This window comes from Vibrio sp. Vb0349 (genome assembly GCF_033338975.1).
In genome coordinates this window covers 55,765-75,319 of sequence record NZ_JAWOTS010000001.1, presented here as the reverse complement: position 1 = coordinate 75,319, position 19,555 = coordinate 55,765, and the positions used below count along the sequence as shown (strand labels likewise).

General features: G+C 44.9%; 21 protein-coding genes. 10 read left to right on the top strand and 11 right to left on the bottom strand.

Going from position 1 to position 19,555, the window contains the following annotated elements:
• Window positions 1-20 precede the first annotated feature (20 nt).
• Window positions 21-821, bottom strand: a complete 801-nt coding sequence (gene nagB, locus R7Q47_RS00400; protein WP_005374441.1) for a glucosamine-6-phosphate deaminase — start codon at window positions 819-821, stop codon at window positions 21-23.
• Window positions 822-1,195: 374 nt separating this feature from the next.
• Between nagB and R7Q47_RS00395 the strand changes: the two genes are divergently transcribed.
• Window positions 1,196-1,447: a DUF3081 domain-containing protein gene (locus R7Q47_RS00395; protein WP_005374440.1), complete on the top strand. Its 252-nt coding sequence runs from the start codon at window positions 1,196-1,198 to the stop codon at window positions 1,445-1,447.
• A 147-nt stretch (window positions 1,448-1,594) separates the two neighbouring features.
• Here R7Q47_RS00395 and R7Q47_RS00390 read toward each other — a convergent pair whose 3' ends face one another.
• Complete coding sequence (locus R7Q47_RS00390; protein ID WP_005374439.1) at window positions 1,595-1,948, bottom strand: DUF413 domain-containing protein; 354 nt, start codon at window positions 1,946-1,948, stop codon at window positions 1,595-1,597.
• A 149-nt stretch (window positions 1,949-2,097) separates the two neighbouring features.
• Between R7Q47_RS00390 and R7Q47_RS00385 the strand changes: the two genes are divergently transcribed.
• Window positions 2,098-2,991 (top strand): LysR family transcriptional regulator, encoded by an 894-nt coding sequence (locus R7Q47_RS00385; protein ID WP_005374436.1) that lies wholly within the window; start codon window positions 2,098-2,100, stop codon window positions 2,989-2,991.
• An 81-nt stretch (window positions 2,992-3,072) separates the two neighbouring features.
• Here R7Q47_RS00385 and R7Q47_RS00380 read toward each other — a convergent pair whose 3' ends face one another.
• The 3 genes from R7Q47_RS00380 to R7Q47_RS00370 all read right to left on the bottom strand — a co-directional run bounded on the left by R7Q47_RS00380 (window position 3,073) and on the right by R7Q47_RS00370 (window position 4,750).
• A complete protein-coding gene (locus R7Q47_RS00380) occupies window positions 3,073-3,768 on the bottom strand; it encodes a pirin family protein (RefSeq protein WP_206946709.1) in 696 nt (231 codons plus the stop codon).
• A gap of 9 nt (window positions 3,769-3,777) precedes the next feature.
• Window positions 3,778-4,221: a DoxX family protein gene (locus tag R7Q47_RS00375; protein ID WP_182016061.1), complete on the bottom strand. Its 444-nt coding sequence runs from the start codon at window positions 4,219-4,221 to the stop codon at window positions 3,778-3,780.
• A gap of 325 nt (window positions 4,222-4,546) precedes the next feature.
• Window positions 4,547-4,750: a hypothetical protein gene (locus tag R7Q47_RS00370; RefSeq protein WP_017633816.1), complete on the bottom strand. Its 204-nt coding sequence runs from the start codon at window positions 4,748-4,750 to the stop codon at window positions 4,547-4,549.
• 194 nt (window positions 4,751-4,944) lie between these two features.
• On the opposite strand from R7Q47_RS00370, the gene R7Q47_RS00365 reads away from it, so the two are divergent.
• From R7Q47_RS00365 to R7Q47_RS00355, 3 genes are all read left to right on the top strand, one after another.
• Window positions 4,945-6,312: an AlkA N-terminal domain-containing protein gene (locus R7Q47_RS00365; protein WP_085569478.1), complete on the top strand. Its 1,368-nt coding sequence runs from the start codon at window positions 4,945-4,947 to the stop codon at window positions 6,310-6,312.
• Window positions 6,309-6,791 carry a methylated-DNA--[protein]-cysteine S-methyltransferase gene (locus tag R7Q47_RS00360; RefSeq protein ID WP_005374431.1) on the top strand — a complete coding sequence of 161 codons (483 nt, stop codon included), beginning with the start codon at window positions 6,309-6,311 and terminating at the stop codon, window positions 6,789-6,791. The genes R7Q47_RS00365 and R7Q47_RS00360 overlap by 4 nt, the downstream gene beginning before the upstream one ends.
• A gap of 100 nt (window positions 6,792-6,891) precedes the next feature.
• Complete coding sequence (locus tag R7Q47_RS00355; protein WP_154204110.1) at window positions 6,892-7,710, top strand: hypothetical protein; 819 nt, start codon at window positions 6,892-6,894, stop codon at window positions 7,708-7,710.
• Window positions 7,711-7,781: 71 nt separating this feature from the next.
• On the opposite strand, the gene R7Q47_RS00350 is transcribed toward R7Q47_RS00355, so the two are convergent.
• Entirely contained in the window at window positions 7,782-8,390 is a 609-nt protein-coding gene (locus R7Q47_RS00350; protein WP_154204111.1) for a YitT family protein, read from the bottom strand.
• A 201-nt stretch (window positions 8,391-8,591) separates the two neighbouring features.
• On the opposite strand from R7Q47_RS00350, the gene R7Q47_RS00345 reads away from it, so the two are divergent.
• Window positions 8,592-8,987 (top strand): GFA family protein, encoded by a 396-nt coding sequence (locus R7Q47_RS00345; RefSeq protein WP_053308033.1) that lies wholly within the window; start codon window positions 8,592-8,594, stop codon window positions 8,985-8,987.
• Window positions 8,988-9,024: 37 nt separating this feature from the next.
• On the opposite strand, the gene nhaD is transcribed toward R7Q47_RS00345, so the two are convergent.
• Window positions 9,025-10,455, bottom strand: a complete 1,431-nt coding sequence (gene nhaD, locus R7Q47_RS00340) for a sodium:proton antiporter NhaD (RefSeq protein WP_154204112.1) — start codon at window positions 10,453-10,455, stop codon at window positions 9,025-9,027.
• 420 nt (window positions 10,456-10,875) lie between these two features.
• A complete protein-coding gene (locus R7Q47_RS00335; RefSeq protein ID WP_154204113.1) occupies window positions 10,876-11,901 on the bottom strand; it encodes an acyltransferase in 1,026 nt (341 codons plus the stop codon).
• Between the two features lie 250 nt (window positions 11,902-12,151).
• Here R7Q47_RS00335 and R7Q47_RS00330 point away from each other — a divergent pair, with 250 nt between their 5' ends.
• Together R7Q47_RS00330 and R7Q47_RS00325 are read left to right on the top strand one after the other, a co-directional pair.
• On the top strand, window positions 12,152-12,742 hold the full coding sequence (locus R7Q47_RS00330; protein ID WP_154204114.1) for a TetR/AcrR family transcriptional regulator: 591 nt from the start codon (window positions 12,152-12,154) through the stop codon (window positions 12,740-12,742).
• Window positions 12,743-12,869: 127 nt separating this feature from the next.
• Window positions 12,870-13,727 (top strand): alpha/beta hydrolase, encoded by an 858-nt coding sequence (locus R7Q47_RS00325; RefSeq protein WP_017633823.1) that lies wholly within the window; start codon window positions 12,870-12,872, stop codon window positions 13,725-13,727.
• A 168-nt stretch (window positions 13,728-13,895) separates the two neighbouring features.
• On the opposite strand, the gene R7Q47_RS00320 is transcribed toward R7Q47_RS00325, so the two are convergent.
• Together R7Q47_RS00320 and R7Q47_RS00315 are read right to left on the bottom strand one after the other, a co-directional pair.
• Window positions 13,896-16,442, bottom strand: a complete 2,547-nt coding sequence (locus R7Q47_RS00320) for a glycosyl hydrolase family 18 protein (RefSeq protein ID WP_318088470.1) — start codon at window positions 16,440-16,442, stop codon at window positions 13,896-13,898.
• A 369-nt stretch (window positions 16,443-16,811) separates the two neighbouring features.
• On the bottom strand, window positions 16,812-17,315 hold the full coding sequence (locus R7Q47_RS00315) for a DUF2850 domain-containing protein (RefSeq protein ID WP_005374408.1): 504 nt from the start codon (window positions 17,313-17,315) through the stop codon (window positions 16,812-16,814).
• 328 nt (window positions 17,316-17,643) lie between these two features.
• Between R7Q47_RS00315 and R7Q47_RS00310 the strand changes: the two genes are divergently transcribed.
• Window positions 17,644-17,928 (top strand): pyrimidine/purine nucleoside phosphorylase, encoded by a 285-nt coding sequence (locus R7Q47_RS00310; RefSeq protein ID WP_248486051.1) that lies wholly within the window; start codon window positions 17,644-17,646, stop codon window positions 17,926-17,928.
• A gap of 132 nt (window positions 17,929-18,060) precedes the next feature.
• Entirely contained in the window at window positions 18,061-18,342 is a 282-nt protein-coding gene (locus R7Q47_RS00305) for a hypothetical protein (RefSeq protein ID WP_154204117.1), read from the top strand.
• Between the two features lie 3 nt (window positions 18,343-18,345).
• Here R7Q47_RS00305 and R7Q47_RS00300 read toward each other — a convergent pair whose 3' ends face one another.
• Complete coding sequence (locus R7Q47_RS00300) at window positions 18,346-19,494, bottom strand: GGDEF domain-containing protein (RefSeq protein WP_053308037.1); 1,149 nt, start codon at window positions 19,492-19,494, stop codon at window positions 18,346-18,348.
• Between the last annotated feature and the right edge of the window lie 61 nt (window positions 19,495-19,555).

The window sequence follows — 19,555 nt, the reverse complement described above, 5'->3', positions numbered from 1 at the left end:
CTAGGCTGCCATCCTATGGGTTAAAAGCCTTTGATGTTTTCTGCTTCTAGCTCAGAGAAGTACTTCACTGTCTTCACTTTCAGTTCTTGTTGAGCTGGTTCGTCGCATACGATCACCGCTTTAGGGTGAAGTTGAAGAGCAGAAACTGTCCATAGGTGGTTTACACAACCTTCCACGGCTGCTTCAAGTGCCTGAGCTTTGTTATGGCCAGTGACCAAGATCATCACTTCTTCTGAGTCTAGAAGCGTACCAACACCGATAGTCAGCGCGTATTTAGGCACTTGGTTGATATCGCCGTCAAAGAAGCGAGAGTTCGCAATGCGAGTGTCTTCAGTGAGGGTCTTGATGCGAGTACGAGAAGAAAGAGATGACGCTGGCTCGTTGAACGCGATGTGACCGTCGTTACCCACGCCGCCCATGAACAGGTTGATCTTGCCGTAAGACTTAATTTTGTCTTCGTAACGCTTACATTCTGCGTCGTGATCGTCTGTGTTACCGTTCAGTAGGTTGATATTTTCTTCTTGAATATCAATGTGATTAAAGAAGTTGTTGTACATGAACGAGCGGTAAGATTCTGGGTGATCCGCAGGGATGCCAATGTACTCATCCATGTTAAAAGTCACGACGTTTTTGAAGCTCACTTCGCCGGCTTGGTAAAGCTCGATTAAGGCTTTGTAGGTTGCTAGAGGAGTGCCACCAGTTGGTAGACCCAGAACGAATGGACGCTCAGCAGTAGGTTTAAAGTCGTTGATACGCTTAGCGATATGCGCAGCTGCCCACTTACCTACTTGTGCTGCTCGAGTTAACGGGATAAGTCTCATTTTGTGCCCCTAGTTATTGGAATTGACGATGTACTGAAACATTAATTCGCATTATAAAATAAGTAATGGCGAACTGCTATTGTTTTAGGTCAAAATTTTGCTTTTTCTTTAACCAATGTTGGTTTTGTCGACGATTTTTATATCTAAATGCTTTTATAAGACGATTTTTTACAAAGAAATTGCATTATGAAACTGACGAATCAATAGATAAAATTTATGATCTAAATTAAGTTCTGCCTTCGCACTTAACCTTGTTTTTTAACAACCTACAGAGTGCGAAATCGCACACGAACTTCAAATATTATGGGTTAGATATGGCATGGCGCTCATTCTTTAACCATAATTGAAATGTGTAAACCAGTGAGGAATTCGGTATGAAAAATGAGTTAGATCCGAGCAAAGTACTACAGGCTTACGAATGTGTGATGAACAACGGTACGCCAACCGAATTTGGTAAAATGTATGAAGGTGTAGAAGCGTTTTCTGACTACGATGGGTACAACGTTTTCTTGAGAGGAAATGGTGTTGAGCTAAAAATTGGCTTCCACAACACCTATCACTTGGAATATGACCAAGAGCATTTGAAAGAGAGCTTTCTGAAAAAGATTGCGACGCTCGCCAAGTAAACGGTCATCACCCAAATATTAAAAAAGCCCTTGGGAGAATGCCCCCTTGGGCTTTAGGAGAAGAAATGAGCTTGTCTTGCTCGCTCAGTAAAGTCAAACGAGCTTTCGCCTACTGCTAGAAAAAGGCTAGAACTAGGTTATTGGTTATTAATCGTCTTCAACCAAACTCTCTTCAATGTATTCTTCTGTGGCGTCAGGCTTGTTACGACCATTTAGCGTATGGAAGCGCTTGCGACCACGAGCAAGTTGGGTGTACTTTAGCCACGTACGCTCAAGTTTTGTTTTTGCTTTGCCCGGGTTTTCTAACACCTTGATGAAGTGTTTCTCTTCGCTGTTTTCAGGTGTTAATTCGCCTGACTCTAAGCCAAGCATTGTATCCCCATAAATTGTTAGGATTTCCTCTTCTGAAAGAGTAAAATCGCCAGACTTTGCAAAGCCGCGTGGGAATTTTACGTTATCGTAAAAACGTTTTTTGCCATGACGGAATTCAGTGTCAGACATGTCAACAGCCTCTGTAACCGTTATTGATGAATGTAGTGAACTTACGGCGAAAATTAGGCTTAAATCTAACAAAAGAAAAACAAAACTTTTTTGTCGTCATGATTTTAATTAGTTGTTAATCTGGTTTTATATTAACCAGGAGATGGTTTATGGATGTAAAAGTCTTTCGAACATTTTTAGAGCTGGCAAGAGTTCGTCACTTTGGACGTGCTGCTGAGAACCTTTATATTACCCAAGCCGCTGTGAGCGCACGTATCAAACAATTGGAAAGTTACTTCGATACGCAATTGTTTATTCGTGATCGAAATAACATAAAGTTGACCTCTGCAGGTGAGCGCTTAATCAGCTATGCCGAGGTAATGGTCACTACATTGCAACAAGCGAAGCTAGAATTATCGCTTGAAGATGGCAAAGCGCTGCAACTAACGTTAGGTGGCACGCCAAACATTTGGGACGCTTATTTACAGAATTGTTTAAGTGTCGTCACAGATTCGTTTGGTGGTTATGGCTTCATGGCAGAAGTGATGGGACGTGAGATGCTCAGTCGTAGCTTGCTAGAGCGCACGTTAGATATGGCATTTGCGTTCGATCAGATCAAAGCTGATGAGCTTAACTGTAAAAAAGTGGCAGATGTTGTTCTCGTTCTGGTATCAACTGAGAAAGATTCTTTAGACACCGTTTTCGAAAACAAATATGTGTACGTTGACTGGGGGACGCGTTTCTCCTCAGAGCATTCTGAGCGTCACCCTAAGATTCCGGCTCCATATTTACGCACTTCAACAGCGCGTATCGCATTGGACTTTATTTTAGAGAAGGGTGGAGCCGCGTACTTACCAATCTCTCTCGTGGAGCCATTTATCGCTAATGGGCAGCTTCACAAGGTGTCTGGAGTAGAAGATTGGTGTCGCCCTATCTATTTGAGCTATCGTAAAGCTAGCTCGTCTGTAGACGCGATTAAGCAAGTGGAAGAAATTGTCAAAGAGATCGATCCACTGACCGCTTACAGTTTTCAGCAAATTGGTTCTGGCACTTCCGACGAATAGCGTTGAATGAAAAGTCAGAAAAACGAAAAAGCCGCCTTGAGAAATCAAGGCGGCTTTGTTTTTATCTCGATGAATCGATAGTTATGGTAAGTCAAACAACAGGGCTGTTGTGCTTTCGTTTGATGTATTGCGCAAAACAACCTTACTCTGGTGTTCAACCTTCGCGCCGTCGCCAGCCGTCAAAGTGGTATTGTCGACACTAAGGCTGCCTGTCACTTGATGGATGAATAGCTTTCGGCCCGACTCAATCTCAAAGTTTAGTTCGCTACTTGGCTCAAGAATTAACTGATGCAAAGTCGCATCTTGCTTAATAAGTAGCGTGCCGTTTTCTCCAGTTGGAGTTGCGATAGTCGTTAACCCAGGATTGCGCCCAAAATCTTTTTGCTGATAACCTGGTTTGGTTCCAAATGTGTTCGGTTGAATCCAAATCTGTAGAAACCGCAGCGTATCTTGGTTCGATGCATTGTACTCACTGTGGTAAATCCCTTTCCCTGCCGACATGAGTTGGAATTCACCTGCAGGTAGTGTTTTGACGTTACCTTCACTGTCTTTGTGTGCGATAACACCTTCCAACACATAGCTGATGATCTCCATATCACGGTGGCCATGTGTATCAAAACCCGCGCCAGGCTTGACTACATCGTCATTAATGACTCTCAGCTCAGAAAAGCCCATATGTTGAGGATCGTAGTAGCTACCAAAAGAAAACGTATGTTTGCTATCAAGCCAGCCAAAGTTTGCTCGACCTCGGTCTGCTGCATGTCTTACCGTAATCATAAGGCCTCCTTAAGAGAGCTTTTTGTTTAAAAAGTTATCTAACGCTGCTTTACCTGCGCCAGAGAACGCCAGAGAAATGCTCGCTGCCAGTAATGCCAAGCCAAACTCGTAACCGTTGTTTGCCATGAACAGGCCATTCTCAAAGTGGACAGAGAATATCGCTACCACCATCGTGAACGCCAAAGCAACCGCTGCTGGTCGAGTTAGCAGACCAAGTAAAATGAACAAGCCGCCAAAGAACTCTGCGCTGCCCGCAAGTAACGCCATGAGTACGCCAGGACCTAAACCGATAGATGCCATCCACTGACCTGTGCCTTCTAGGCCGTAGCCACCAAACCAGCCAAACAGTTTTTGTGCGCCGTGCGCCATAAAGATAATGCCGATTGGAACGCGAAGTGATAGTGCGCTGTAACCTGCGTTTGATGTGGTAATTTTCTGTAATAGTGCTTTCATGATTCTGTCCTCTGACTCTTTTCAATGAGTGGGAAGCGTGTGCTTCCGTGCTGTTGAGAACAGTTTAGGTAGAGGCGAGCATAAAAATAACGGGAGGATTTTGATAAACTCATTCTAAAAAATTGAATAAGTGGTTTTTATTATTTAAGATCAATATCTTGCAGTGTATTTTTGGGTTTATTTTTGCCTGTTATTTTCTGTTTAAAATCAAGGTCTGTCATTATTTTCGATAAACATTTTTGCTGTTAAACAAAAAAAGAGCACATGTACTGTGCTCTATTGCTTTCGCTTTTAACAAGGGAGAAAGGTGTGTTAAAGAAAACCGTCAGAGGTTCATTAAGCTCTCTAATGACTCCTCTACATTGTTGTAGTGATAAGTCCGAATATTACGTCCATCCGTCGCATTAATCTGAATTTCTGAGATCTCGTTATCTGAGTCTCGTTCGATAATTCCAATAGAATGATCTACGGATTTACTGGTAATAACCTTTTGGTTTCTTAATACAATTACGCAAGTATGTAAGTCCATGCCAATTCCCTTTAGCCGACGTTGTTGTGATGTTCTGGATCTAACTTTAGTGTACAAAAGCGCTAATGCCAATAAATCTCAATATTGAGTTCCGAAAATGGCTAATTGTGGGCACTTAAGCAAGCTACAATAACACTATATTGAACGATGCCTATGAACAATAAATGACAAAAGGCATGAGCAAGGAAAGCACTATGTTTATTCACCCTCATACCTCACTGACCTTCGAGCAGTGTCACAAGGCGCGAGTCGCGCGAGACAGCCGTTTTGATGGGCGATTTTATGTGGCGGTAAAAACAACGGGAATCTTTTGTCGTCCGATTTGCCCGGCAAATTTGCCTAAAGAAGAAAATGTTGAGTATTTCGCTGATAAGACGCAAGCCCTTCAAGCAGGGTACCGTCCGTGTTTACGTTGTCGACCTGACAGCGCGCCTGGATCTTGGGCATGGAAAGGTGTCGAGACGACCTTTCAACGAGCGATTTCGTTAATTGATAGAGGGGAGTTGCATCACCATTCGGTGTCTGAGTTGGCTGAGCGTGTTGGGATTTCTGACCGTTACTTACGTATGTTGTTTGAGCAGTATCTAGGTATGTCACCCAAGCAGTATGCGCAATATCAGCAACTAATGTTCGCCAAACAGTTGCTTCACTCCAGCTCTATGTCGGTCACCGACGTGGGGTTTGCATCAGGTTTTAACAGTACGCGCCGCTTTAACGATGCTTTTCAAAAGTTTCTCAAACTAACGCCTTCTCAAGTACGCCGTAAAGAGTTTGATGGTGCGGGTTGCAATCGAATTGCCTTACCTTATCGAGGTGAGTTGAATTGGTCGCACATGTTGGACTTCTATCGTTTGCGAGCGGTTGAGGGGGTTGAGCTGGTGAGTGATGAGAGTTATCAGCGCAACGTTTTTTTGGATAACAGCAAAGCCTGGTTTAAAGCGACAAAAGGTGAAGGATACTTAGAACTGGCGTTTGAAATTGAAGACGTAACGAAGCTGCAAAACTTGGTGTCTGACATTCGTCGTATGTTCGATCTTGACGCTGATATTTGTACTGTTGAGCAGCATTTGGAGTATGTCGCGCCTGGGCTCGTGTCGAGTAAAGGTATTCGTATTCCTGGTGTATGGAATGCATGGGAAGCAGGGGTTAGAGCGATTTTAGGCCAGCAGGTGTCGGTTAAAGCGGCGATTGGTCAACTTAACTTATTGGTGGCCACACTTAGTGGAGAGTCAGAAAAACGTTTTTTCCCGACTCCCAGTGATATTGCGAACGCCGACGTGAGCTTTTTGCGCATGCCGCAAAGCCGTAAAGAAACGCTAGTGCGCTTCGCCCAGTTTATGCAGGACAACTCAGAAGCTGACCCCCAGCACTGGCTAGCTTTGAAAGGCATTGGACCTTGGACCGTCAGTTATGCTCAACTGCGAGGGCAATCTCAACCCGATTGCTTTCTAGATAAAGACTTAGTGGTGAAAAAGGCGATGCAGCGTTACCCATCACTGAATACGCACACTGCGGCCCCTTGGGGAAGCTACGCGACGTTTCACTTATGGAATCAATCATGAAAACATTTTATACCGAAATGCCGAGTCCACTAGGAACGGTGACGATCCAATCGAACGCTGAGGGCTTACTTGGCATTTGGTTTGAAACATGCACCACTAAGCCGAGTGAGCTGGGGGTGCGAGACGAGCAGCATCCGGTTTTGCGCCAAGCTGTCACCCAACTGGATGAATACTTTGCTGGTCTGCGCAACGAATTCGACTTGCCCCTTGCAGCGACAGGCACTGATTTTCAAAATCAAGTTTGGCAGGCACTAACGACCATTCCATATGGGGAAACGTGGAGCTATCAAGATCTCGCGAATGCGATAGGTAACCCTAAAGCTGTGCGTGCTGTTGGGTTAGCAAATGGGAAGAATCCGATTTCTATCGTGGTGCCTTGTCATCGCGTTATTGGCAAAAGCGGAAAACTGACTGGGTATGCAGGTGGAGTGGAGCGCAAGCAACGTTTGCTCGCGTTGGAGCAAGGTACACCGCTTTAAGTGAGGCGATTCTCGTATTGGGATTAAGCGTGCTACACAGGGGTAACGATAGTGTAGAGTTTCATAATCGTTATACGAATAGAAGAAGGACAATAAGGACATGCCTTTCAAAACGGATTTTGATGCCTTCATGAGTGAGTGTTGGCAGCATCACGAGGAAAATCCCGAACAAGTTTATGCTAAGCTAGAAACGGCTCTGAGCGAGGTGGAAGACGTTACCCAAATCGAGCGAATATTCGCATTGATGCTGCATACCGCTATTGGGCATCTCCAGTGCCCAGAACAGTTTCTTACTTGTTTAGAGCACTTTGATGAACGCAAGGTTGCCGAGAGTTTGGCATTTCAACGCAGTATTGCCGTTGTGCGCTATTTCGTAGATGGCACTGACAATATGGAATTATTGGAAGAGCAAGAACAACGCCGAGTTTACGCTTTGATTTCGAATGAACTTTCTGCACTTGTTCAGCTTGAACTGGCGAGTCAATGGTTGGTGAAGGCAGCGTTAGGAATGACGCCGAACGATGCAGAAGGGCCATTAGCGCGCGCTATCGCGATCACTGCAAACAACTTAGCATGTCAGTACGAAGCGCTGGCTGAGCGCACGTGCATGGAAAAATCGAAGATGTTAGAAGCAGCGACACTCGCGCTAGACTATTGTAAAGTGGCAGGGGGTTGGATGCAAGAAGAGCGCGCAGAGTATCGCTTAGCGATGAGCTTGCTTAAAGCGGATAAACCGCAAGAAGCCAAAGTGCATGCTGAGCGCTGTGAGGCTATTTGTCAGCAAAATGGTAGCGACGCGTTTGAGCTGTTCCACGCACATAACTTGTTGATGCAAGTACACTTCCATCTTAGCCAGAAATATAAAGCTAAATTGGATGAAGAGATGCAGCAGCACTGCAAAACGAGCTCGTTGACGTGATCTTAGCGTTGAATGAAAAAGCCCCGAGCGACTGGCTGGGGGCTTTAGGGTTGTTGACTATGCAGCGATGATTATGCTGCTTGCGCTTTTGCTTGGTATCGTCCTGGTTTATGGTTCATCGCCAAAATCAAGTTCGTTGCGATGGCACCTAGAACAGATAGAGCGATAAGGTGCACATCTACAATGAACAGTGACATCACCACGATGGCACAATCTAACGCCATTTGAACTTTACCCGCTCGAACTCCAAAACGTTCCTGAAGGTACAACGCTAGAATGTTAAAGCCACCCAAACTAATTTTGTGACGGAAAATTACCAACATACCGATTCCAATCAGCCCACCACCCAAAAGTGCCGCATAGAAAGGTTCGATTCGTGAAATCTCAATCACATGATGCAGATGATCGACCGCAAAAGAGACAATCGAAACCGCAATAAAGGTATTGATAGTGAAGCGCCAACCCATGCGCATCACAGATAAAATATAAAAAGGGAGGTTAAGAGCGAAAAATATCTGACCAAAACTGAAGTCACTCACTTTGGTTAGGAAGATCGCCAAACCAGCCGTACCGCCAGTGAGCAATCCTACTTTGCTAAAAAATATCACCCCAAGTGACACCAACGCACTGCCGAGCGTCAGAGCCAAGAGGTTCTCTCTTAGGCTATGATCTTTGTCCATAAATTAATTTCCTTGGTTTAAAAACCGCGCCGGAGATAATACGTCTCACGGACGCGATAGACAGTCGCCAAAATAGCAACTAACAAATCGGCCAATAAAATGTCGCGAAAAGTGATGGATGTCGAGTTTTTGGACGAGATTATGATGAGATTAACCTGTTTAACATAATGTACACAGATAGAAAAACAACAAGGAAAAGTTATGATTAAGAAAGTTGGCAATACCCAAATCAACACATTACATCGACTGAGTTGCCACTGTGGAAAAGTTGAGTTGGAACTGGCGTTACCCAATGGTATTGAGAAACCGAGACGGTGTGACTGTTCTATGTGTCGACGTCGTGGCGCGATTGTCGCATCTGTACCTTTGAACGGTATTCGTATTATGCAAGGCGAAGACGTCTTGAAGCAGTATCAATTTAATACACACACTGCGAAGCACTTTTTCTGTGGCGAGTGCGGTATTTATACGCACCATCAGCGTCGTTCTGACCCGAGTGAGTATGGCTATAATGTCGGCTGCTTAGAGGGCGTCAACCCATATGAGTTGGGAGCGATTGAAGTGATGGATGGCGTTAACCATCCATCCGACCGCTAGGTTGTGTTGCAAGTTAAGCACCTGATTGTCGGTGCTTTTAAGTAAATAAACCGCTATTCATCCACAAGTGTACCGCAATACTGGCGGCATAACCCAAGGCGATGACGGGAGCCCACTTTAGGTGGCCAAAGAAGGTGTATTGTCCACGCGCGGCTCCCATTAAAGCGACGCCTGCCGCGGATCCGATGGAAAGCAAACTGCCCCCGACACCTGCGGTTAATGTGACCAGTAGCCAGTTGCCCATCGACATGCTTGGTTCCATGGTCAGTACAGCAAACATAACCGGAATGTTATCGACGATTGCAGATAGGACACCAACCATTACGTTTGCCCAGACTGGGTTCCATTGCGTGTACATGACGTTTGAAACCAGTTCGAGGTAGCCAAGTAAACTTAAACCGCCAACACACATTACAACACCGTAGAAGAACAACAAGGTGTCCCATTCGGCTCGAGACACACGATGAAACACATCAAACGGAACCACTGAGCCTAAGCGCTTCAATGCCTGATCATCGCCATTGGCAATTGCCATAGCTGCTTTTTTTGCGAGTGAGTGTTTGAGAGTTTGGCGCAAAAAATATCCGAAAAACTGTAAGTACGCCAAGCCCATCATCATGCCCATAACGGGTGGGAAGTGCAGCACAGCATGGAAAGAGACTGCGGTGGCAATCGTCAAAATGAACAACGCGACAATACGCCTTGCCCCGCGTTTTAGCTCAACGTGTTGGTGAATCGTATTCGGTTTTGTGTTTGGAACAAAAAGTGACATCAAAAATGCGGGAACCAAGTAGTTCACCAATGACGGTACAAACAACGGAATGAACTCAGCAAAGCTGACATGACCGGCCTGCCACACCATCAGGGTTGTAATATCACCAAATGGGCTGAATGCACCGCCAGCGTTGGCTGCGATAACAATGTTGATACAAGCAAGATTGACGAACTTAGGATTATCACCAGAGACTTTCATCACTACAGCGCACATCAAAAGGGCCGTAGTTAAGTTATCGGCAATCGGTGAAATGACAAAAGCGAGAAACCCCGTCAGCCAGAACAACTTTTTGAATCCAAAACCTCTACCAACCATCCACGCCTGTAAGGCATCGAAGAGTTTGCGTTCTTCCATTGCGTTGATGTAAGTCATCGCCACGAGCAAAAACAGCAGCAACTCGGCATATTCCAACAAGTTGTGTTCTAGTGCGGATTTGGCGATTTCAGGCTGGTTGTGCTGAGCAAAGGTGTAGCCAATCAGAATCCAAATTAACCCTGCAGCGAGCAGCACTGGCTTGGATTTTCTCATTTTCAGATACTCTTCCAACATAACCAGTATGTAAGCGATCGAAAAGATAATCAGAGCCGCGTAACCGACACCAGAATTAACAAGATTCAGTTCATTGGTTGATGCAGCAAAGGTGGCGCTAGAGAACAACAAACAGCAGAAAGCCACAATTGGATAGATTGGCATAGACATTTCTCCTTTGTCTGGTTGGAGAAATATTAGCCACAAATGAATGAGTTAGTTGTGAGAGAGCTCGAATTAACAGTAGGAGTTAGGAAATGATAGTGTGCGCCACTATTTTCTGAGTGACGCAATGCTTGCTGCGCCGAATAAAACCGCAGCGGCATATAAACCGTAAGTTAACCAGTGACTAATCTCTAAAAAAGGAACGAGTCCTTGACCTGCCCACATACAGCCTCCGTTTAATGAGCAATGTTGTAATAGTCGAGCCAATTTAAAGGAAATGAACAATGTTTTTTGTGAGTGAAAGCAAATTCTGAAGGATTAGAAAGTCAAAAATTGGTCAGTGAGAGAGAAATCTCATTTTTAACTGGCTAGCTCTAACCCTTTTGAGTTAAAGCTAGCTATATCTAGAGCTGAATGCATTTAGCGTAGGAGCCATTTTTTCAACGGTGAAGCGTCGATTGCTTTCACAAGCAGTATGGTTGCAACAATCGTTGCAGGATAAATAAACACATCTTTCGCGAGGTGTTGCAGCCCGATAAATCCAGCGACATTCATCATGACAATTATGATAAGCAGATGGCTAACATATATCCCTAACACGCTAGGAGATAGTTTGAAGACCCAAGGCATGTCGCCAAAATGAGGGTGAGCCAAAAGCCACATAAAGACACCTACAGCCCAGATAACGGTACCGAATAGGAAGTCGTGCGAGTTGAAAGCGATGTCATGTTGCATCAGCCAGTAAGCTTCACCAAAATGCAGTGCCATGCCAAGAATAATGCATCGAACCGTATTGTTTCTCGACCACCGCCACTGCGCTTCTCGTGCGAAATAACCTAGAGCAACTAGCAACGTGCTGAAAAAAGGCCCGTTACGAGTAAAGAAAGGCGCTGGCAGGTCGGTAATGGTCGCGTAACTGCCAGCAAAGACCCCGTATATGTATAGCAATACTGCGGTTGGCAGTATCAGTTGCGCCATATTGATATGCACGAGAAAGGCAATTAACGCTACGGCAATGACCAGAGCCGGAATAAACCACAGATGAACGAGTCCGCCTTCGATGAGTGAATTGATCGGGGTTGACATTAAGTACCCCCAATAACCTTGCCTTTCGGCGAGATATCCTGCCTCAGCGACCGTCTGCCATTGGAATGGCATCAGTAAACAGATCATGCTCCAAATGAGCCAAACCTTCATTAACGGTTTGGCGTAGTTCTTAAGAGTATCGATAGGTGAGTGACTCAACTTCGGCTGGATTAGATAACCCGAGATGAGAAAGAACAGCGGAACAGCAAAACGAGCCAGTTGGTTGAGCATATAGCCAACCCATGGTATCCCATTCCACTGCCAGTACGTCAGTGCCATCTGGCAATGCAAACCCACAATCGCAAGCATCGCAATGATACGTGCAAACTCTAAGCTGGCTATTTTTTGTTTCTTTGCCATTACATTGTTTACCTAAATAAAAAACTTAGGTGAAAATAGCAGGTTGTTACTGAAGTAATACGTGAAAAAGTCGACAGACTTGCGCTTACATTGAAGCTGTTTTGAAAATTAAGACTTACTTCAAACTTCTTAATTATTAACCTATTAACGCAATCAATACCTGATTCGTGAGTCGAAAATAGCACTGAATAATGGTTAGACCAGTTAACTCGAGATTGCAAAAAAGAACGATCGTGCTAAAAATAAGATTATGCAAAAAGGAAAAGTGACAAAAGAGTTTATTCTGCAGCGGGCTTTTGAGAACGCCAGCGAAGACGGATTAGAAAGTCTTACGATTGGAGAGTTAGCCAAGCAATGCGGTATGTCGAAAAGTGGTCTGTTTGCCCACTTTAATTCGAAGTTGAATTTACAGCTATCGGTGCTTGATCACGCCAATAAAGTGTTCGCTGATCGGGTTATTGAGCCTGCTCGAGAACTCGGGGATGGCAATATCGAGCGTAAAATTCGAGGGTTGCTCGACTCTTGGATGACTTGGAATCACGCATTCCAAGGAAGTTGTATGTTTCTTGACGCTTGGAATGATACGGCAGATAAAGATTGCCCGCTTCAGGCCGGACTGCGTAAATCCATAGACACTTGGCTGAGTTATTTGGAGATCCAAATAGCGAAAGGCAAAGAGAAGCAAGAATTTGCAGCAGACTTAGATACACGCCAAGCAACGTTTGATTTGTACGGTCTCTATTTGAGTGCGCATGTTTTTTACTCAATTAAAGGTGAGCAAGAAAGCTTGCGTCTGTTTTGGCAAGGGATCGACAACTTATTTTCTCGCTGGAAAGACTAATATCGGTTAATCGCTTCCCAGATTCGTAGACATAAAATCACAAGAGCGGCTGAGTTCGCTCTTTCTTATCAGCATAAAAAGCACGACCGTTCTATTTTGTGCAAAGCTGATAGTTAAGGACATGATTATGAGTGAAAAAATTTACTTTAATACATCGCAACGTTTCAGTATTAAGCGCAGTTTGGTGAACATTAGTACTCGGTTACACCATACACTGGCCCCGTCACATGCAAAGAAGACCGCACGTAAACTTCTTCTGACACCTGCTCGTACGCAACCTAAAAATATTGAACCTCAAGGGCTTATCAAAGGTGAAATTAAAGGGCATGCAGGCATCATCAAAACCTATACTTTGGGCTCTGGACCTATTTGGGTGCTAACTCATGGTTGGTCTGGAACGGCAAGTCAGTTTTATCCACTGATGGAACATATTGCGTCGAAAGGGTTTACTGCTTTGGCGTACGATCATCCGGCACATGGTGAGAGTGAGGGGCAGTATGGGCACATTCCGGGGTTTGTCAGAGGATTAGAAGATGTGTTGGATACGGTCGAGGATATTGTTGGCCTAGTTGGGCACAGCATGGGCACCGCTTCTGCTCTTGAGTGTAGGCACAGTAAATTAGAAAACAAGCCTTTGCTGCTTATTGCTCCGGTATTAAATTACGTAGAGAACTTATTCGGTAGCATTGCACGTTCCGGTTACTCGATGAAGCTTTTTAATGCTGTGGTTTCAGAAGTTGAAGACCAATTTGGTTATCCGTTACAGTCCATTGATCCGATGAAGCGTTTGTCTGAGCGTCCGTCTCACACCATTATTATTCATGATGAGCAAGACAAGTTCACCAAATACAGTGTCTCGGCAAAAGCGGCTGAAGAGATTAAAAACGTTGAGTTAGTGACAACACAAGGTCAGGGGCATGGTCGAGTGATGAAGTGTGAGCAAGTCTTCAGTAGTTTTGACCGTTTGCTCGATAGTGCTTGGTAACCCTTACTTTTACTGATTGACTCGCTCCGTTTTGCGCTAATTCGATTTGAAAGTAACACCTCAGATTTTTTCGTCTCTGGTGTTGCTCTCCTCGTTAAGAGGTTAAATCCAAAAAGGACAGCCGAAGCTGTCCTTTGTTTATTTAGCAGAACGTCTGCAAGGCTGAAATTAGTTACAGTTAGCTACGCCAACTTCTTTCCAAACGCCCCATTCGCCAGATTGGCTAGGATCGTCACCCTGAGTCCACCATTTCGCTTCCCACGTTTTACCTGCGTGAGTCACTTGGTTACCACCTGTGTACACTGCGCTCGCATCCCATGCGTTGTCACAAGTACCAGGGTTCGGATCGGTTGTGTGCTGTGCAACAACCACTGTCGCGCTTGCCGATGAAGACGCTTTACCGTCGCTCACACTTACAGTGAAGCTTAAGCTTGTGTCTTGCGGGTATTCCGCAGCAGTGAACGTGACTTTAGAGCCTTCAACCGTTGCATTCAGACCTTGAGGTAGAGTCCAGTTGAATGTCAGGGTATCGTTGTCAGCATCGCTAGACGCAGCTGCATCTACAACCACAACGTCACCAGTGTTTGCTGTTGCTGGAGCAACAACTTGCGCTATTGGTGCGCTGTTCACTGGGTCAACAACACCTGCTGGTTTCACTGTTACTACAACGAGGTCAGATGCCGTTGCACCTTCGTTATCAGACACCGTCAGCTTGAAAGTTAATTGCTCTTCAACAGTAACTTCTGCTGCATCAAAGCTTGCTTTCGCTGAGTTTGCACCTGTTAGTGCCACTGCTGTGCCAGATACTTGTTCCCAAGCGTAGCTTGCGATGGTGCCGTCAGAGTCTTTTGACAGGCTGCCATCTAGAACCACATTTGCAGGACCTGTTACCGATTGATCTGCGCCAGCGGCTGCGGTTGGTTTACGGTTTGGTTGAGGAACCACACCACCAGCCATACCTTCGTGCATCGCGTTTAGAATGTCACCGTTATCCGCGTCAATTTCCCAAGAGAATAGACCAGCAAGACCAAGAGACTTCGCGTAGCTACCTTTTGCTAGCACTGAACGGTGGTCATCAAATGTGATCAACTCGCCCGTAGTACGGTTCCATACCCATGGTGCTTCTGCTTGTGCATCGTAGCCGTACTCGAAGCCGTTAATACCAGTGTTGTTTGCACCTAGCATGAATGACTTAATGCCTTTGTAGTCAATTACGCCATCTTCCCAAACACCTTGCGCTGTGCTGCCCTTCAGTTTACCTGTAGCAGTACCTGTCATTGGGTCGTTTGGAGCTGTGAGTGTATCTGGAGTTACGCCTTCCCAGCCACGACCGTACATTGCTGTACCAAGTACTAGCTTGTTCGCAGGAACGCCTTGAGCAAGAAGAAGTTGGATGCCGTTATCTGCTGTGTAAGCAGGACCTTTGTACGGTTCGCCGTTCTCATCAACGCCACTACCGTCACACTGACCAGGACGCATGAATGAACCACAGTAAAGCGCAGTTTGGTGACCAGGAACGTTATTCCAACCACCGTAGAAGTCGTAAGTCATTGCGAAGATGTAATCCATGTACTGAACTGCATCTGCGTAGTCTACGTCTTCAATCTTGTCGTAACCGACACCGATAGCGGACGTTAGCTCGTAAGTACGGCCTGTCTCAGCTTCTAATTCATCAAGCATTACGCGCAGTTCACGCATCAGTGCGATGTATGCTGGGCCATCGTTTACAGGGTCGCCCTTATCGGCTGCTGCACCGCCGCCGCCAGGGAATTCCCAGTCGATGTCAACACCGTCGTAGAATTTCCAAGTTTTCAGGAACTTCTTAACTGATGCGACGAATGTGTCACGGTTTTTCTTGTCCACGAAATCGAAGAATGGGTCAGACAGTGTCCAACCACCGATCGATGGGATGATTTTTAGATCAGGGTTACGTTGTTTCAATGCCATTAGCATTGCGTAGTTACCCTTGATAGGCGTGCTGTATTCATGGCCAGCTTGTGGGAAGCTCTTCTGATAAGCAGCCCAAGGGTCATGGATAACGACTTCATAATCAGGCACACCTGTACAAGCAGTTTGTAGCGCGTTGAAACTGTTGCCGCCAACAGACTTCACAGACTCATTTGGGCCACAAATTGGGATAAAACCGTAAAGGATGTGAGTCAAGTTGTCGACCGGCATATTATCGACGGTGTAGTCACGGCCATAGATGCCCCATTCAACAAAATACGTACCCATCACGACGCTTGGATCGGTATTGTAGGTTTTGTTGTTTGGATCAACATTCATCGTTAGTGGCTTCAGGTGAGAACCATCGGTATCTGCAATTGTGATTTCAGCTGGTGCGCTTTTCGCACAACCTGTCGCATCACATGCTTCGATTTCCATTTGGTATAAGCCACCTTGGCCGTATTCAAACGAAGCTGTCGTTTGGCTACCAGTGATAGGGCCGCTTGCTACTTTTACACCATCAAAATAGACGTTGTAAGTGTCACCAGGTGTGCCACTCCACTGGTTAAATTTAACAGTGATCTTCGCTTGCTCATGGTATTTCACCATGTCGTAGTAGCCTGACGTGGTTTCCATCGCGAGTTCAATTTTAGAAAACTGAAGGTTGTTGGAACCGTACATATCGATACTTGGTGCGGTTGGAGCCGCAACTGCAGCACCTGATAGCGCTAAAGCAACTCCAGCTGCACATAGGTTAAATCGAATCATAACTTCTCTCTCAATCCTTGGATTCATGTTCTACCTAGAACATAGGCTGCTCTTGCACCAGATAAGATGATTGGATTTACTCCACGTGCAAAAGCATCACACTCAGCATTTCAGAGAGTTTTTTTTCGTCAAAAAAAATTAAGACGGTTTTCGAGGCACTTGAGAGAACTTAACTAAAACTCGCACTCTGTTACACAGAAAGTGTCAGACTGAGTCAATAATTTATAAAATCTCAGCAGAAACTAAAATTATTGTTTACTCAGTAACGAGTTAGTTAAATGCGATGAAGGCCTTATTTTGTTGTTTATTAAGGTTTTGTTTCATTGATATAGAAAGAGAATTGAAAGGAAAAATAGCCGTGAAGACGTACTAGTCACGGCTGAAGTGTTCACTCAACGCGGCACGACGTTTAGAGGCTGCGCCGGTTTCTGAGCCCTGAACGGTATGCTCAAATCCTTTACGAATGAATCGCTGATCTGGAATAAGAGGCTCAATACGGCGTATTTGAGGTGAAAGATGAGAGCCCGAGATCTGATACGCGGTCTTTCCTAATCCGGTATTCAACGTGATGACCTTGCCATCGAATTCAAATTCCGTCGTAATAAGTCGATGGTTTCGGTATACCCCATCTTCAGTGAAAACGAGACGTTCTGTTTGGTAGGGTGGCGCGCCAATCTCAATCCATTCGCCGTACACCTTTTCCGGATCAATGTGGTCTTGATAGGAGAGGTGGATTTGATAGCCAAAAAACGTCAACAGACCCATCCCGAAGCAGACAAATGTACTCTTGAGGATTTTGGATTGGTGGCGAGCCAAAAATGAAAGTTTTGGTTCTTGTCGTGCTTTTCGCCTTCGGCGAGTCGAGTCCGTCATAGATCTAATTTTCTCCACTTTTTTAACATGGTGGAAACCTTCCTTTTTAAAAACAAACAATCCCGCCATTGAGACGACGAAACTATGATCTAATGTCCACTTTTACATTCAGATACACATCTTATTGATGGTTTTGTTGTTTGCTCACATTCATTACTTCGCAGGTTTTCTTGCTCGGTTTAGGTCGCCTGATTAATCCTCGCGAAAAGAGGTTCTCGCTCAGTAGCAAAGGATGTGCGTTACTACGTTGAGTTTAATGGCTTTCAAAGCTTGAGTAACGGAAAGAAACAAGGTAAAAAAGAGCGGACTTTTGATAAGGAAACCAATAATGAATATTAAGGAAAATAGCTATTTTGCTGGTAGTGTAAAATCACTAGGCTTTAACCAGAAAGAGCAGGATGTTAGCGTTGGTGTGATGCTTCCTGGTGAGTACACGTTTGGTACTCAAGCACCAGAGCGTATGACGGTTGTAAAAGGTGCGCTTTTGGTCAAGCGTGTTGGCGAGAGCGATTGGACGACTTATCAAAGTGGTGAGTTTTTTGAAGTGGAAGGTAATTCTTCATTTGAGCTTCAAGTGAAAGAAGCGACTGCGTATTTATGTGAGTACTTCTAGCGTTCATTTGTTGCTCGTCATAAAACCACCTTCGGGTGGTTTTTTCGTCTATGTGCTTCACTTATAACGCATCTTTTTGGTTATTTGGGTATATACTTAATAAAAATGTACCCATCGACCAGGGAGGAAGTGATGGCAGTACAACGCAAGCATTCTGATCTCCCTCCTCGTTACGAGGACAAAGATCTCACCAATGAGCAAAGACAGCGCTTTACCGAAGTTGCCAATGCCGCTCATAAGAGACGTGAATTTTATCGACGTGCTCTAGGAAAGAGCTTAATGGGCAAAATGAAGGGCCGTGCGTTTAAAGATCAACCCACTCGTCAGCAAGACAAGCCGAACAGAACGTTGCAAGTAGTGTGGTTAATCGTATTCCTCGTTGTGGGGCTTTGGGTGATGCATGTGTTCGCTTAGTCATTAGCAAGCTTCTGGTACCGCTGGTGCATCAGATGTTGACTGTTCTTCCGTATTGCAGTGCTCATAAAAGGCGTACTGGTTTTTACCAGTATGTTTAGCTGCGTACATTGCTTTGTCTGCACATCGAGTCAATTCAGACAAATCCTTTGCATCTTGCTTATAGATAGCAGCACCTACACTCATCGTTAACTCGTTAATCATATCGTAGCTTCGGTAACCTGTCGGAAACAGATTCACGATCCGTTTTAGGATGCTGTCGAGGTCATCTTTACTTTTTACATCGTAAAGCATGATTACAAACTCATCGCCCGCAAATCGAGCGATGGAGTAGTCGTGTTTATCGGTTTTTCTGTCTTTGTTGCGAATGTTATTTTTTAATCGAGTTGCGAAGGCTTGAAGTACTTGGTCACCAATATCGTGCCCGTAGGTGTCGTTGATGTGCTTGAAGTTATCGATATCGAGAAAAACCAATGCGGTGATGCTGTCATCAGATGAGTGCTTGATTTCATCGAGCTTTGCGCGCGCCCAAGTCTCAAAGCTCCAGCGATTGGCAAGCCCAGTGAGCTGGTCAAAATATGCTAACTCCTCAATCCCCTCACGATACAGTGTTTGAATGTAATTGAGGACTTTCGTGTAGTAATACGAGAACGTGTGACACACAAACGCGGTCGCTATCAGGGTCAGCATCAATCTCCGCTCTATGATTTCTGTGGCTGCTGGCAGTCGATCTAAAAAAGCGACCCCAAAAAAGATCAGTAAAATGTAGGTGCCACTGAACAACAGACCGACCTTAAACTCATTAATTAATACCAGAGTGGCGACAATAGGATATAGCCATAACATTTTGCCTGACGGAGCGTCGTTATACAGAAGTAACAATAACCCTTCGAACATTAAGACAGCACTTAGCCATAAGTCGGCGTATTGATGGTGCCGCTGGACTTTTATTACATAACTGATTGCTAAGCATGCCAAGGCACACAAAGCATGGAAAAAGCTTAAACCCCAGTTATTCTCAAGTGATTGAGCAATGGAACCATAAGTTAAACAGGCAGCGGCGATACTGGAGCATAAAAAGACAATTTTCTTTTTTCTTGTTGAGCGGATGTCCGCCATTTCTTCTAAGCGCGCCCCAGCCAATGTCGACATTACGTATCCTTGCTTAATTAACGTGTACGCTTATTCTAGGCGGTATTTTCGCGATAAATAG